The 14,950-nt window shown below is 33.0% G+C and carries 11 protein-coding genes; 10 read left to right on the top strand and 1 reads right to left on the bottom strand.

The genetic code is table 11. From position 1 onward, the window contains the following. Positions 1–417 precede the first annotated feature (417 nt). The 8 genes from ACPWTF_RS18215 to ACPWTF_RS18250 all read left to right on the top strand — a co-directional run bounded on the left by ACPWTF_RS18215 (position 418) and on the right by ACPWTF_RS18250 (position 11,077). On the top strand, positions 418–1,356 hold the full coding sequence (locus ACPWTF_RS18215; RefSeq protein WP_427872417.1) for a carboxypeptidase-like regulatory domain-containing protein: 939 nt from the start codon (positions 418–420) through the stop codon (positions 1,354–1,356). Next, on the top strand, positions 1,265–3,706 hold the full coding sequence (locus ACPWTF_RS18220; RefSeq protein ID WP_427872418.1) for a SusC/RagA family TonB-linked outer membrane protein: 2,442 nt from the start codon (positions 1,265–1,267) through the stop codon (positions 3,704–3,706). The genes ACPWTF_RS18215 and ACPWTF_RS18220 overlap by 92 nt, the downstream gene beginning before the upstream one ends. Before the next feature lie 3 nt (positions 3,707–3,709). Then, a complete protein-coding gene (locus ACPWTF_RS18225) occupies positions 3,710–5,224 on the top strand; it encodes a SusD/RagB family nutrient-binding outer membrane lipoprotein (RefSeq protein ID WP_427872419.1) in 1,515 nt (504 codons plus the stop codon). 247 nt (positions 5,225–5,471) lie between these two features. Next, positions 5,472–7,457: a putative porin gene (locus tag ACPWTF_RS18230; RefSeq protein WP_427872420.1), complete on the top strand. Its 1,986-nt coding sequence runs from the start codon at positions 5,472–5,474 to the stop codon at positions 7,455–7,457. 46 nt (positions 7,458–7,503) lie between these two features. Beyond that, on the top strand, positions 7,504–8,865 hold the full coding sequence (locus ACPWTF_RS18235; protein ID WP_427872421.1) for a pyridoxal-phosphate dependent enzyme: 1,362 nt from the start codon (positions 7,504–7,506) through the stop codon (positions 8,863–8,865). 79 nt (positions 8,866–8,944) lie between these two features. Next, complete coding sequence (locus ACPWTF_RS18240) at positions 8,945–9,427, top strand: 3'-5' exonuclease (RefSeq protein ID WP_379799138.1); 483 nt, start codon at positions 8,945–8,947, stop codon at positions 9,425–9,427. 77 nt (positions 9,428–9,504) lie between these two features. Further along, complete coding sequence (locus tag ACPWTF_RS18245; protein WP_427872422.1) at positions 9,505–10,776, top strand: DUF2851 family protein; 1,272 nt, start codon at positions 9,505–9,507, stop codon at positions 10,774–10,776. A 73-nt stretch (positions 10,777–10,849) separates the two neighbouring features. Beyond that, entirely contained in the window at positions 10,850–11,077 is a 228-nt protein-coding gene (locus tag ACPWTF_RS18250; RefSeq protein WP_008466940.1) for a PspC family transcriptional regulator, read from the top strand. Positions 11,078–11,127: 50 nt separating this feature from the next. Here the strand turns inward: ACPWTF_RS18250 and ACPWTF_RS18255 are convergent, their stop codons facing one another. After that, complete coding sequence (locus ACPWTF_RS18255; RefSeq protein WP_427872423.1) at positions 11,128–12,594, bottom strand: APC family permease; 1,467 nt, start codon at positions 12,592–12,594, stop codon at positions 11,128–11,130. Positions 12,595–12,857: 263 nt separating this feature from the next. Here ACPWTF_RS18255 and ACPWTF_RS18260 point away from each other — a divergent pair, with 263 nt between their 5' ends. After that, positions 12,858–13,745 carry a ComEA family DNA-binding protein gene (locus ACPWTF_RS18260; RefSeq protein ID WP_427872424.1) on the top strand — a complete coding sequence of 296 codons (888 nt, stop codon included), beginning with the start codon at positions 12,858–12,860 and terminating at the stop codon, positions 13,743–13,745. A gap of 13 nt (positions 13,746–13,758) precedes the next feature. After that, positions 13,759–14,901, top strand: a complete 1,143-nt coding sequence (locus tag ACPWTF_RS18265; RefSeq protein WP_427872425.1) for an acyl-CoA dehydrogenase family protein — start codon at positions 13,759–13,761, stop codon at positions 14,899–14,901. Positions 14,902–14,950 lie beyond the last annotated feature (49 nt).

Below are 14,950 nucleotides of genomic sequence, written 5' to 3' on the forward strand. Positions count from 1 at the left end.
TCTAAAAAGATCAAATCAAGGATTTTTCCAACTTGGAAGAATTGATTTACAATTTATTACGATTTGAGAACGAAAAGCAAATTAAAAATTTGTCAAATACAACATTTTCAGTCAAGAATGTTTTATTTAATCGGCTTTATTGTAAGAATACACTTTGTTTTATTTTATTTTTTTGTCTGTTTTTTTAAGAAAAGCGCTATCTTGAATGTTAAATATATGTTAATTTTTTAATTAAAAAAAATGCAGTATTTTACGATTAAAATTACGTATTGAGTTGTTTTTGTGTTAATTAACTATTCGTTAACAAGTATATGTTAAAGAAATATTAAAAAAATGTTAGAACGAGACACTAAAACACATTGTTCTTTTAAGAAAATATTAAGATGTTTGCCACATACTAATTCAAAATTTTTAAAAATGAAACTAAAGTTAAATGGATTCTTAGTGCTTTTGGTGGCGCTGATTACGCAATTAACCTTTGCGCAAGAAAGAACTGTTTCGGGTATAGTTTCCGATAATTCAGGAATGCCTCTTCCAGGTGTGAGTGTATTAGTTAAGGGAACTAAAAGCGGAACGCAAACAGATTTTGATGGAAAATTCTCTATCAAAGCAACTCCAAGTGAAGTCTTGGTTTTTACTTACATTGGAATGAAAACGCAAGAAGTTGCAGCTAGTTCTACAACACTAAGTGTAAAATTAACTAGTAATACTACAGAATTAGAAAGTGTTGTTGTTACTGCATTAGGTATTAAGAGAGAGAAAAAAGCTCTTGGATATACTACTCAGGAAATAAAAGGAGAAGATTTAGTTGGTGGAACAACAGGTGCTAACTTTATCAATGATCTTTCTGGTAAATCTGCTGGGGTGCAAATTAGAAGAAATACCAACTTTGGAGGATCTACAAACGCAGTTTCAAGAGGTGTTAAAAACCTTACTGGAAATAACCAAATGCTTATTGTTATTGATGGTATGCCTATTAATAACGCGAATGTGAATTCAAGCAATGGAGCACAAACAGCTGGAGCACGTAATACTTATGATTACGGTAACGCTGGTATGGATATTAATCCAGATGATATCGAAACATTAAATATTCTTAAAGGTGCTGCGGCATCTGCTTTATACGGGTTTCAAGCTGGTAATGGTGTAATCATGATTACTACGAAAAAAGGAAAAGCTCAAAAAGGTATGGGAGTTACTATCTCAAGTGAGTTTGGGGTAGGTTCAGTTGATAAAAATACTTTCCCTGTTTACCAAAACAAATATGGACAAGGTTACGGACGAACTTATAAGACTGATGGAACTCCTAATGGAATTCCAGTTGGAACCAACAGGAGCGTTTTTTGTTATGGATAAAAATGGCAACCAAGTAGTAAGTACTACAGATGATGCTTCTTACGGTGTTGCGTTTGATCCAAATCTTTCAGTTTATACGTGGGAATCGTATACTCCATACTCTTCAAAATTTGGACAAAAATCTCCATGGGTTGCTGCTAAAAATGGTCCAATTACATTTTTTCAAACAGCTCAAACATTCAATAACTCAATCTCTTTTGAAGGTGGTTCAGATAAAAGCAATTTTGTTATCAACTACAACAACTATAAAGAGAATGGTATTTTACCAAATAGTGAATTGAGAAAAAATAACGCAAGTATTAAATTCAATCACAAATTAACAGATAAATTATCTGTTAGTGTTTTTGCAAATTATTTAGCGCAAACTACGCAAGGTAGAAATACTACTGGTTACGGTGGTGATAACGTTGCGAGTTTATTTCGTCAATGGTGGGGAACTAACGTGGATATTAAATCTCAGGAAGAAGCTTTCCAAAATTCAGGCGGACAAAATATTTCTTGGAACATGGCAGATCCTTCTAATGGAAATACAAATCCTAAATATTGGGATAACCCATATTTCACTAGATATAAAAACTACCAATCAGACGAAAGAAATCGTTTCATCGGTTACGGTCAGTTAGATTATAAATTTACAGATTGGTTAAGCGCTACAGGAAAAATTAGTACAGATTCTTATTCAGAACTACGTGAAGAAAGAAAAGCGGTAGGATCTTTGGCTGGAACATTTGGAATTAACCGTTTGGCTGTTGGTTCAGGATACCAAAAATATACTGGAATGTTTTCTGAGCAAAACTATCAGTTTACATTAAACTTCAATAAAAAACTTAATGATGATTTTTCATTAACAGGTTTAGTTGGTTATAATGCTTTAAGAACTAGACGTACATCTACATTAGCTTCTACAGATGGAGGACTTATTATTCCTGGAATCTATGCATTATCAAATTCAATAAATCCTTCTCCATTCCCAATTGAGGTGGAAGACAATACAGCTGTGAACAGTGTTTATGCTTCTGCTTCTGTAGGATTCAGAGATTTCCTTTATGTAGAAGGAACAGTACGTAATGATGCATTCTCTATGTTGCCGCAAGACGACAATGATGTTAATACTTATTCAGTTTCTGGAAGTTATGTGTTTACAAAACATGTTAATGCTCCATGGTTAACTTTTGGTAAATTAAGAGCGAGTTATGCTGAAAACCCACAAGGAAGCATCGATTCTTATGCATTGCAAGATGTATTTACTAAATTTAATCCATTTGGCTCAAACCAACTTTATTCAAGACCAAACATTGCTAATAATCCAGAATTACGTCCTGTTAAAACTAAATCTCAAGAACTTGGTTTAGAGATGCAATTCCTTGACAGAAGAGTAGGTTTTGATGTGAGTGTTTACAAAAGTTTAAGTGAAGACCAAATCTTCCCAGTAGATTATTCTACTGCAACTGGTAACTCTTCTAGATACGTAAACGCAGGATTTGTAGAAAATAAAGGTGTTGAGGTAATCTTCAACGTAACTCCTGTTAAAACAAATGATTTCCAATGGGATATTAACGTAAACTGGTCTAAAAATGAGAATACAGTTGTAGATTTAACACCAGGTGTTGATGTTTTAACAATTGGTACATTCCAAGGAGGAGTTAGTATCGTTGGTACAAAAGGACATGCTTATGGAGATATTCTTGGAAAAGATTTCATCTACAGTGCAGACGGACAAAAAGTAACTAAAAATGGAGTGTATTTACAAACAGCAACTACTAATAATGTAATTGGTAACGTTACTCCAGATTGGATTGGTGGTGTTCGTAACAAATTCACTTACAAACAAATCTCTTTAGGTTTCTTAATCGATGTTCAAAAAGGAGGAGATATTTTCTCTCTTGATCAATATTATGGACAAAGCTCTGGATTGTATGCTTCTACAGCAGGAAACAATGAACTTGGAAATCCTGTAAGAAATACACTTGCTAATGGTGGAGGTGTTATTTTACCTGGAGTAAACGAAGATGGAACTCCTAATACTACAAGAACACCAAGTCCTGAGGTAGCTGGAAGTATCTATGGTTACAATAATAACCCACAAAAAGCATTTGTTTATGATGCAAGTTATGTAAAATTAAGAGAGGTAAGCATTACTTATAGTTTCCCTAAACAATTTATAGCTAAAGCAGGTTTGAATGATTTACGTCTTTCTTTAGTAGGTTCTAACTTATGGATTATCAGTAAAAATCTTCCAGATGCAGATCCAGAAAGTGGTATAAGTTCAGGTAACTTATCATCAGGTTATTCAGGAGGTTCACTTCCGACAACAAGAAATATTGGTTGTAACCTAACATTAAAATTTTAAATCATGAAAAAAGTACTTTTATTAATGTCTGTGGTGGGTATGATGGTTTCGTGCAGCCAGGACATTACAGATATGAATGTTGATCCGAAAAGACCAACAACAACCAAAGCGGAATTTTTGTTTACCAATGCTGAGAAGAAATTAGTCGATCAAATGGTTAGTACTAGTGTGAATAATAACGTTTTTAGATTATTTGCACAGCAATGGACAGAGACAACTTATCCAGATGAGAGCCAATATAACATTACAAACAGAAAAATTCCAGATACGCACTTTTTGGTTTTGTACAGAGATGTTTTAGCTGATTTTCATGATTCAAGAGTTATGATTGCAGCAACAACTCCTGCAACTCCTGCTGATGAAGCAATCAAACAAAATAAATTAGCGCTTATCGATATCTTAGAAGCTTATGCTTATAGCGTATTGGTAGATACTTTTGGAAACGTTCCTTACTCACAAGCAATTGATATTCAAAAATATCCTTTACCAGCTTATGATGATGCAAAAACGATTTACCAAGATCTTATTAAAAGATTAAGTGCATCTGCTGCAGTTTTAAAAGCAAATAGTACAGTAGCTAACTTTGGCGCAGCAGATATCATCTATTCTGGTAATGCGGCAAGTAATGCAAAATGGGCAAAATTTGCTAACTCATTAATTATTAGAATGGCAGTTAATATGTCTGATGTTGATCCAGCTTATGCAACTACTCAAGTTCAGGCAGCTCTTGCTTCTGGTGCTTTAGCTAGTAATGCTGACAATACAAAATTGACTTATTTAACTACATCAGGAAATCAAAATCCATTATATGCTGATTTAGTAACTAGTCAGAGATTTGATTTTATTCCTGCTGAGCCTTTTGTTTCTGCTATGGACGCTGTTGTTCCTGGTGGTGACCCAAGGATGCCTAAATATTTTACTAACTTAACTGCTCCAGCACCAGTTATTCCTGCAGGAAGAACATTTACTGGTGGAACTTATGGTTCGGCAAATGTTTATACAGCTTATTCACAAATTACGTCTACATTAAACAATCCAGTTTTTCCAGGAACTATTTTTGATTTCGCTGAGTTGAATTTCTTATTAGCAGAAGCTGCTGAGAAAAACTTAATTCCAGGTGGTTCTGCTCAAGCAAAAGTGTACTATGATGCAGGTATTACTGCTTCTATGGCAGACTGGGGAGTAACTAACGCTACTGCTATTTCAGCTTACATTGCAAGTCCAAAAGTAGATTACAATAATCCTTTAAGTGGAGCAACATGGAAAGAAAAAATTGGTAATCAAGCATGGTTCGCTCTTTACAATAGAGGGTATGAAGCATGGACATCTTACAGAAGATTGGATTTCCCTGTGTTAAAAGCGCCTCAAGCAGCTATTAACAAACTTATTTTTACTGTTCCTGTTAGATATACTTATCCAGGTGTAGAAGCAAGTATCAATAAAACAAATTATACTAAAGCATCTGCTGATATTGGAGGAGATTTATTAAATACTAAATTGTTCTGGGATAAATTCTAATATTTAGAATATAATCCATATCAATTTAATTGATATTCAAAGTAAATTATACCCAGTTTGGGAATAAGAATAATAAATATTTTGATTTTTTTTGAGAGCCCCGTATACTTTTGTATACGGGGTTTTCGTTTCAAAAGACCAAAGCGATTCAAGCTTCATATTATATATTATGTTTTTTCGTTTATACCTTTTTATATTACCTTTGCTTAGCAAATTTTGTCAAAATAAATTTATACAAAGCCATCAAATGAGAATATTCATTTTTTTATATCTATTAGTTGTTCCAACTTTATTGTTTTCGCAAGAAAAAAAAACTGCTTCTAAAAATAATTTAGATATGAATACAGAATATTCAAGTGTCACCGATACCGTAAAAAAGAAAAAACAAAAGATTGCAACAATAGATCAGTATAAAATTGTCACATTAGAACATGATACTATTTATGCAGATACGTCGCTAACGCTTAAAAGTGCTTATAGGCAAAATCATCTGAGAAAAGATCTTTTTGGTCTTATGGAGTTTTCTAATATCGGACAGCCTATAAATACGCTTCAATACAGTTTGACAAGTTTTTCTCCGTATCCTGAAATTGGTTTTAGCGGAAAGCATTCTAATTACATGCAAGCAGATCAAATAAGATATTATTCTGTAGCAACGCCTTTTACAGAATTGTTTTTTAATACTACGATAAAAAAAGGACAGAATGTAGATTCTTTTATCACATTAAATGTCTCTAAGAATCTTAATTTCTCGATTGCTTATAAAGGTTTAAGATCTGAAGGAGATTATAATAATCAATTGGTTAGTGCTGGTAATTTAAGAATTACAACCAGTTATGCCACAACTAGCAAACGATATGCGATAAATGCACATTTTACAAATCAGGATATTTTGAATGAGGAAAATGGCGGTATAACAAACGATGCAGATTTTGAAAGTGATAGTCAAGATTATAAAAATAGACAAAGATTACAGGTTTACTTAACCGATGCAGAATCATTCTTAAAAGGAAGAAGATTGTTTTTTGATCATGCTTTTAGAGTGAATCCAACTGACGGAAGTAATAATTTATACCTTACGCATCAATTTAATTATGAGTATAAAGATTATGAATACAAGCAGCCAACTGTAATTTCAACAGTAACTGCAAATGATGGAACAACTAGTCGAGTGCAGAGATTTGGTGAGTCGTACGCGGCAAGCAATATTAACGATCAGACTAAATATGAAAGACTTTATAATAAAGTTGGAGCAGCTTACGAAAATTCGCTCTTAGGTAAATTTATATTTTTTGTTGACGATTATAGATCTAATTATAGATATAACAGAATTATTGTTGATGCAGCTGGAAACGCCGTTCCAGACAATTTGTATTTACAGTTTAACAATTTTGGTGCTCAGTACGAATATCAGAAAAACAAATGGAATGGTCGATTTTTATATTCAAGATCAATTACTAATGAATCGCTTTCTGATTTAGATGCTAAATTACGTTATGATATGAGCGATGAAATTAAGTTTGATTTTAGATATCGCAACATCAATAAACTGCCTAATAACAATTATAATTTATACCAAAGTAGTTGGATTTCGTACAATTGGTCAAATGATTTTAAAAACGAAAAAATTAATTCGTTAAGTGCAGAAATTACAACTCCGTGGCTAACAGGACAAGTTCAATATACGGTATTAAAAGATCATTTGTATTTTACAGATGTAGCGACAGATGCGCAAAAAGCGGCTAATATACAGATCGTTAATCCAATGCAGTACGGAAATGCGATTAATTATTTAGAGATTAAGGCTAGTAGAGAATTCAAATTTGGACCTTTTGCGTTAGATAATACCCTTTTGTATCAAAAAGTAGATCAGTCAGATTTAGTTTTAAATGTGCCAGATTTTGTAACTAGAAATACATTCTATTATTCGAATCATTTCTTTAAAAAAGCATTATTCATGCAAACAGGTCTTGTCTTTAATTATCTTACGAAATATTATGGAGATGATTATAATCCTGTTATAGCAGAATTTTTTGTGCAGCAAGACAAGAAAATCGGTGGTTTTGCAACATTCGATTTCTTTGTGAATGCCAGAATACGCCAGACACGTTTTTATTTAAAAGCGGAACATTTTAATGCTTTGTTTTCACAAAGTAATTATTATTCAGCGCCTCATAATCCGTATCGTGATTTTGTACTGCGCTTTGGTCTGGTTTGGAATTTCTTCCAATAAAAACTGGCTTTTTTTATTTCGAACCACTAAATAAACTTAAATAAAAATGGACTTTTCAAATAATATTTTAGAAACAATTGGTAATACGCCATTGGTAAAACTCAACAAAATTGTTGCTGAAATTGATGCGTTAGTATTGGCAAAAGTCGAAACCTTTAATCCGGGTAATTCTGTAAAAGACAGAATGGCTGTAAAAATGATTGAAGATGCAGAGGCAGATGGCCGACTTAAACCTGGAGGAACTATTATTGAAGGAACTTCTGGAAATACAGGAATGGGACTTGCACTTGTGGCAATTGTAAAAGGCTACAAACTAATTTGTGTGATCTCAGACAAGCAGTCTAAAGAAAAAATGGATATTCTTCGTGCTGTTGGAGCAAAAGTTGTTGTTTGTCCTACAGATGTTGAGCCTACAGATCCACGTTCCTATTATTCGGTTTCAAAGCGTTTAGCAGAAGAAACACCAAATTCTTGGTATGTCAATCAGTACGATAACATGTCAAATTCGTTGGCGCATTATGAGCAAACTGAACCTGAAATTTGGAAACAGACGGAAGGAAAAATTACACATTTTGTTGTGGGAGTTGGAACAGGAGGAACTATTTCTGGAGTTGGAAAATATTTGAAAGAACAAAATCCGAATATTAAAATCTGGGGAATTGACACTTATGGTTCTGTGTTCAAAAAATACCACGAAACAGGAATTTTCGACGAGAACGAAATCTATTCGTATATAACAGAAGGTATTGGAGAAGATATTTTGCCTAAGAATGTTGACTTTTCTCTAATTGATGGTTTTACAAAAGTAACCGATAAAGACGCTGCAGTTTATACTAGAAAGATTGCGCTTGAAGAAGGTATTTTTGTTGGAAATTCTGCAGGAGCTTGTATAAAAGGTCTGTTGCAGTTAAAAGAACATTTTAAACCAGAAGATGTTGTTGTGGTATTATTTCACGATTCTGGAAGCCGTTATGTTGGAAAAATGTTTAATGATGACTGGATGCGCGAGCGCGGATTCTTAGAAGAAAACATTACAAAAGCAGAAGACGTTATTAAAGATCATATTGATAAAGAATTAATCGTTGTTCGTACCGAAGAATTAGTTTCGCATGCAATCGAGCGTATGCGTAAATATAAGATTTCACAAATTCCGGTTGTTGATATCAATGGATTTGTGGGTTCTGTTGACGAAACAGATTTATTTAGAAGCTACGTTGCGGATAAAAATGTTGCCGAAAAACCAATTAAAGAAGTAATGGGCAAGCCTTTCCCAATTGTGAAACTAGGGACACCTATTGAAGAGGTTTCAAAACTTTTTAGCAAAGAAAATGATGCTGTTTTGGTTGACTTAGGAAACGGACACCATCACATTATTACTAAATATGATATTATTGGCGCAATAAAGTAAGCCTCTTATAAATATAAATAATCCATAAATCTTGTTGTAAATCAATTAGATTTATGGATTTGTCTTTTAAAATTAGAAAATGAATTTTACAGCTATAGATTTTGAAACTGCGACAGGATATCATCCGTGTTCGGTAGGTATTGTGACCGTCGAAAACGGAATTATTGTGGACGAATATGTCACTTTAATTAAACCGCCAAATAACGAGTATAATCCTTTTACGATTCGTGTTCATGGAATTTATCCTAAAGATACTATGAATGCAAAATCGTTCTTTCAGATCTATCCAGAGATTGAAAAGAGGCTAAAAAATAAAGTTGTAGTAGCACATAACGAAAGTTTTGATCGAAATGTTTTAATGAAAACAATGCTCCTGCATGGCTTAAATTATGACGATTTAAATATTGCCACAAAGTGGGAATGCACGGTTAAAATCTACAAAGCAAAAGGCGTAAAACCAACAAAATTAAGCGACTGCTGTCGTGAAATGAATATCCAGCTGAATCACCACGAAGCTTTGTCAGACGCAAGAGCTTGTGCTAAATTATATATGCTTCGTTAAAAAAAAAACATTTTTGTAAGAATAATATTAAAAATTAATTACTTTTAGATTTTGTAATTCTACTATAAAATCTAAAAATGAAAGAAGACTTTCTTCATTATATCTGGAAATTCAAGAAGTTTGATTCTTTGAATTTAAAATCGGTTCAAGGCGAATTAATAACTATTCTTAAAACTGGCGATTATCTAGAACTTGCTGGGCCAGATTTTTTTAATGCTCACATAGAAATCGGAAACCAAAAATGGGCAGGCAATGTAGAGATCCATTTGAAATCTTCAGATTGGTATTTACATAATCACGAGAAAGATCCTGCTTATAAAAATGTTATTCTTCATGTAGTTTGGGAAAATGACACGGCTATTTTTAGAGAAAACAATACCGAAATTCCTGTTTTGGTTCTTAAAGATTATGTTTCAAAAGAAATAATCGAAAATTATAAGGCATTGGTTTCTCCAAAGACTTGGATTTTCTGCGAAAGGCAATTAAAAGACATAGACAGATTTGTTTTTAAAAACTGGCAAGAAAGATTGTTTTTTGAGCGTTTAGAGCGTAAATCTAAATTTATTGCTCAGTTATTGGATGAAACCAATCAAGATTGGGAAGCGGTCTTATTTTGCCTTCTAGCAAAGAATTTTGGACTAAATACGAATGGAAATTCCTTTCTGCAAATCTCGATGGCAATTCCGTTTTCGGTAATCAGAAAAGAAAGTTTTGAAATCGAAAATTTAGAATCGCTCCTTTTTGGCACTGCTGGTTTATTGGAGGTCGAGAAAGAAGATGTGTATTATAAAGATTTAAAGTTTCGCTATTTTTATTTATTGCATAAGTATCAAATAGAAAAGACGTACACAGAACCTCTCCAGTTTTTTAAACTTCGTCTGGATAATTTTCCAACAATCAGGCTTTCTCAATTGGCGGCATTATACCATAAACATCAAAATTTATTTTCTAAGATTATCGATTTAAAATCTGTAGATGCTGTATATCGTTTACTAGGCGTGTCTGCAAGCTCGTATTGGCAAAATCATTATCAATTTGACAAAGAGAGCCCGAAGAAGTCTAAAACGCTTTCTAAATCATTTATAGATCTCCTGATTATAAATACCATTATTCCGCTTCAATTTACTTATTCGAATATTATAGGTGAATCAATTTCCGAAGATTTAATTGATTTTATGAATGAAGTTGCTTCAGAGAAAAACGTCATTATGGATAAGTTTAATTCTTTTGGTGTGCAATCAAAAACGGCATTTGAAAGTCAGACGCTATTAGAACTTAAAAATGAATATTGCGAGCGAAAGGCTTGTCTAAAATGTGCTATCGGATTAGAGTTGCTTAAAAATACTTAGATAATTTGTACTTTTGCAATCCTGAGCAGTCAGGAATCTAAAAATCTAAAAGTCTTAAATCTAAAATATAGAAATGTCAGCAATTTTAAAACTTAAATTTTTTTTTGAAAAATATGGTTTCCATGTTTCTTCAAGATTAGCAGATAAACTCGGAATGCGCGTAACAAGCGTGCGATTGTTTTTTATCTACATTTCTTTTGTTACAGCTGGTTTAGGATTTGGAGTCTACTTGACTCTTGCTTTCTGGATTCGCCTAAAAGATTTAATTCGATCAAAAAGAACATCGGTATTTGATTTATAAAAAAAAGCTCCAAATCTAAATTTGGAGCTTTTTTTATGAAGTTGTATTTATTATTCTTCAGTAGGATTGTTAAGTTTAGATCTTTTCTTGCTATATCCAAAGTATACAATTATACCAATAATAAGCCATCCAAAAGATAACAACTGTGCATCTTTGCTTAAATTAAAAATTAAATAAGAATTGATTGCAATTCCTAATACCGCAATAACTGGTAAAGCAGGAACTTTAAATGTTCTGGTTAATCCTGGTTGTTTTACTCTTAAAATCCAAACAGCAATACAAACCATTGTAAAGGCAAACAAAGTACCAAAACTGGTCATGTCAGCCAATTTGTTGATTGGTGTAAAGGCAGCAACTGTTGCGATAATAATTCCAAGAATCATTAAGTTTGTTTTTGGAGTTCCAGAAATAGGGTTTACTTTAGAGAATACAGATGGAATTAAACCGTCTTTAGACATTCCAAGGAAAATTCTAGATTGTCCCATGATCATTACCATTAATACTGAAACCAAACCAATAGTTGCCGCAACAGTAATAATAGAACCAGCCCAGCCTTGTCCTGCAATATCAAATGCATAAGCAACAGGAGCTTTAATAGCTTCAGGATATTTTCCTAGTGGATTAAAGTCTTGGTAATTCATCATTCCTGTTAATACTAAAGAAACAAGAATATATAAAGTAGTACAAATTAATAAAGAAGCGATAATTGCAAAAGGAACATCTTTTTTAGGATTAATAGCTTCTCCAGCTTGTGTAGAAACAGCATCGAAACCAACATAAGCAAAGAAAATAGCTGCAGCTCCAGAGATAATACCTCCAATTCCGTAAGCATTGTGTGTAGTTTCTTTTTCAATAATCTGAGTTGCTTCAGGAATAAATGGGCTCCAGTTTGCTGTATTAATAAAGAAAAGACCAGCAATAATTACAAAGATTACAGCAGATACTTTAAGAATAACAATTGCGTTATTTGCTTTAGCAGCGCTTTTTGTTCCTTTAATAAGCAATGAAATAACTAAAAGAACGATCAAGAAAGCTGGAAGATTCATAGAAAAACCTTCTCCTGTGTAGCTTGCAGGATCTGTAGTTAGCCAATCAGGAAGGTGAATGTGAAATATTTTGAGCAATTTGTTAAAGTATCCAGACCAGGAAACCGCTACAGTCATCGATCCCATTGCATATTCTAGAATTAGTCCCCATCCAATTATCCAGGCAAAAACTTCTCCAATTGTACCGTAAGCATATGCGTAAGCAGATCCTTCAACAGGCAAAATAGAAGCAAATTCAGAATAGCAAAGAGCTGCAAATACACACGCAATACCTGCGATGATAAACGAAATAGCTAATGCTGAACCTGCATGATAATAAGCCCCAGTACCTGTAAGTACAAAAATTCCACCACCGATAATGGCACCAACACCAATGGCAGTAAGGCTCCATTTTCCTAGGACTCTCTTTAAATCACTCTTTTTCATATCGGCCTCAAAGGCTGATATAGGTTTAACTCTCCAAATTGACATATTATTTTATTGGTTTATTTGTTATTAAGTGCCAAATGTATTGTTTTTTGTAAAAAATAAAAACAATTATCATGTTTTAAGTTATAAAATCTTTGTTTTTTTTACAGTACTCGTAAGAAAGATTCTCTAAGTATTGACATTCATTAAATTAATTGGACTTTTATAAGAGATTCGATAATTTTTTAAAAGTTACTTTTCTTACTAATTTTCTTAATAAATTTGAAAGATTTTTCTTAAGTTATCCTTCAAAAGTAATTTTAATCATGAATTTTAAGTCTTTAAACCAATATTTTCATTTTACTAAACAGCAACGGATAGGTATTTTTATGCTTTTTCTTATTATGATAGGACTGCAATTATTTTATTTTTTATCTGATTTCAATATATCAGAAGCAAAAAACTCTGAAAGAGAGGAGTGGCTTGCTCTTCAGTCAGAAATTGATCAACAGAAATTAACTGATAAAAGCGTAAAACCAATTACTTATCTTTTCAATCCTAATTTTATTTCAGATTATAAAGGATATAAGCTTGGAATGTCTGTAGAGGAAATAGATCGTTTAATGGCATTTCGTAAAGAAAATAAATATGTAAACTCTGCAGAAGAGTTTCAGGCGGTTACTGGAGTTTCGGATTCTCTATTAAAGGAAATTTCTCCTTTGTTTAAATTTCCAGATTGGAAACAGAATAAAAAGAATTATAGTGTAGAGAAAAAAGATTTCATTGTAAAAAGTTTTCCTAAAAAAGAAAAGTTAGAAATAATGAACATTAATGAGGCAACGCAAGAAGATTTGATGAAAATCTACGGAATAGGAGAAGGGTTGTCATCTAGAATCTTAAAGCAGAAAGAAATCGTTGGGTCATTTGTATCGATGGAGCAGATGAAAGAGATTTGGGGGCTTTCGCCTGAAGTTATAAATGAACTAAATGCTCATTTTAAAGTTGTAATTCCCTCAAACTTGAAGAAAATAAATGTAAATGACGCTTCCTTAAAAGAATTGGCTCAATTTTCATATTTCAAATATGGACTAGCAAAACAAATTGTAACCTATAGAAGTATGAATGGAAATTTTAATAATATTGAGGATTTGGCAAAAATTAAAGATTTTCCTGTTGAAAAAGCAAAAATAATTAGTTTATATTTGGAGTTCTAAAAGAAACTAACTCATGAACTTTGATTACAACGAAACACAACTAATGATTGCACAGTCTATAAAAGACTTTGCAGAAAAAAATATTAGACCCTATATAATGGAATGGGATGAAGCACAAATTTTTCCAATTCCGTTGTTTAAGCAACTTGGCGAGATGGGCTTCATGGGCGTTTTGGTTCCAGAAGAATACGGAGGTTCTGGTTTAGGTTATCACGAATATATTACAGTTATAGAAGAGATTTCAAAAGTAGATCCTTCAATCGGATTATCTGTGGCGGCACACAATTCTTTATGCACTAATCATATTTTGACTTTTGGAAACGAAGAACAAAAGAAAAAATGGCTTCCAAAATTGGCTACTGCTGAACATATTGGCGCGTGGGGACTTACAGAACATAATACAGGTTCTGATGCCGGCGGAATGAATACAACAGCTGTTAAAGACGGAGACCATTGGATTGTAAATGGCGCTAAAAACTTTATTACGCATGCAATCTCTGGAGATATTGCGGTTGTGGTAGTGCGAACTGGAGAAAAAGGGGATTCTAAAGGAATGACGGCTTTTGTTTTTGAAAAAGGAATGAAAGGTTTTTCATCAGGTAAAAAAGAAAATAAATTAGGAATGAGGGCAAGTGAGACCGCAGAGCTGGTTTTTGATAATTGTCGCGTTCCAGATGAAAATAGATTAGGAGAAGTTGGAGAAGGTTTTGTTCAGGCAATGAAAATTCTGGATGGCGGGAGAATCTCTATCGGAGCTTTGTCTCTAGGAATTGCAAAAGGAGCTTACGAAGCTGCATTGAAATATTCGAAAGAAAGGCATCAGTTTGGGCAGCCAATCAGTAATTTTCAAGGAATCTCTTTTAAATTGGCAGATATGGCAACAGAAATTGAAGCTTCAGAATTACTATTGCATAAAGCGGCTTTCTTGAAACAAAAGCATAAACCAGTAACAACATCAGGAGCTATGGCAAAGATGTATGCTTCAGAAGCGTGTGTTAAAATCGCAAATGATGCGGTTCAAATTCATGGCGGTTACGGTTATACTAAAGACTTTCCAGTAGAAAAATTCTACAGAGACTCTAAGTTGTGTACTATAGGAGAGGGAACAACTGAGATTCAAAAGGTTGTTATTTCGAGGAATTTGTTGAAAGAATAAAGAATAAAGAATAAAGAATAAAGAATAAAGAATAAAGAATAAAGAATAA

It is taken from the genome of Flavobacterium sp. MMS24-S5, from assembly GCF_050320125.1.
In the GTDB taxonomy this organism is placed as follows: domain Bacteria; phylum Bacteroidota; class Bacteroidia; order Flavobacteriales; family Flavobacteriaceae; genus Flavobacterium; species Flavobacterium tyrosinilyticum.

Excerpts from the sequence above, each read along its gene's own strand:
- ACPWTF_RS18235 (WP_427872421.1), top strand. The coding sequence starts at position 7,504 with ATGGACTTTTCAAATAATATTTTAGAAACAATTGGTAATACGCCATTG.
- ACPWTF_RS18215 (WP_427872417.1), top strand. The coding sequence starts at position 418 with ATGAAACTAAAGTTAAATGGATTCTTAGTGCTTTTGGTGGCGCTGATT.
- ACPWTF_RS18245 (WP_427872422.1), top strand. The coding sequence starts at position 9,505 with ATGAAAGAAGACTTTCTTCATTATATCTGGAAATTCAAGAAGTTTGAT.
- ACPWTF_RS18240 (WP_379799138.1), top strand. The coding sequence starts at position 8,945 with ATGAATTTTACAGCTATAGATTTTGAAACTGCGACAGGATATCATCCG.
- ACPWTF_RS18260 (WP_427872424.1), top strand. The coding sequence starts at position 12,858 with ATGAATTTTAAGTCTTTAAACCAATATTTTCATTTTACTAAACAGCAA.
- ACPWTF_RS18220 (WP_427872418.1), top strand. The coding sequence starts at position 1,265 with ATGGACAAGGTTACGGACGAACTTATAAGACTGATGGAACTCCTAATG.
- ACPWTF_RS18255 (WP_427872423.1), bottom strand. The coding sequence starts at position 12,594 with ATGTCAATTTGGAGAGTTAAACCTATATCAGCCTTTGAGGCCGATATG.
- ACPWTF_RS18265 (WP_427872425.1), top strand. The coding sequence starts at position 13,759 with ATGAACTTTGATTACAACGAAACACAACTAATGATTGCACAGTCTATA.
- ACPWTF_RS18250 (WP_008466940.1), top strand. The coding sequence starts at position 10,850 with ATGTCAGCAATTTTAAAACTTAAATTTTTTTTTGAAAAATATGGTTTC.
- ACPWTF_RS18225 (WP_427872419.1), top strand. The coding sequence starts at position 3,710 with ATGAAAAAAGTACTTTTATTAATGTCTGTGGTGGGTATGATGGTTTCG.
- ACPWTF_RS18230 (WP_427872420.1), top strand. The coding sequence starts at position 5,472 with ATGAGAATATTCATTTTTTTATATCTATTAGTTGTTCCAACTTTATTG.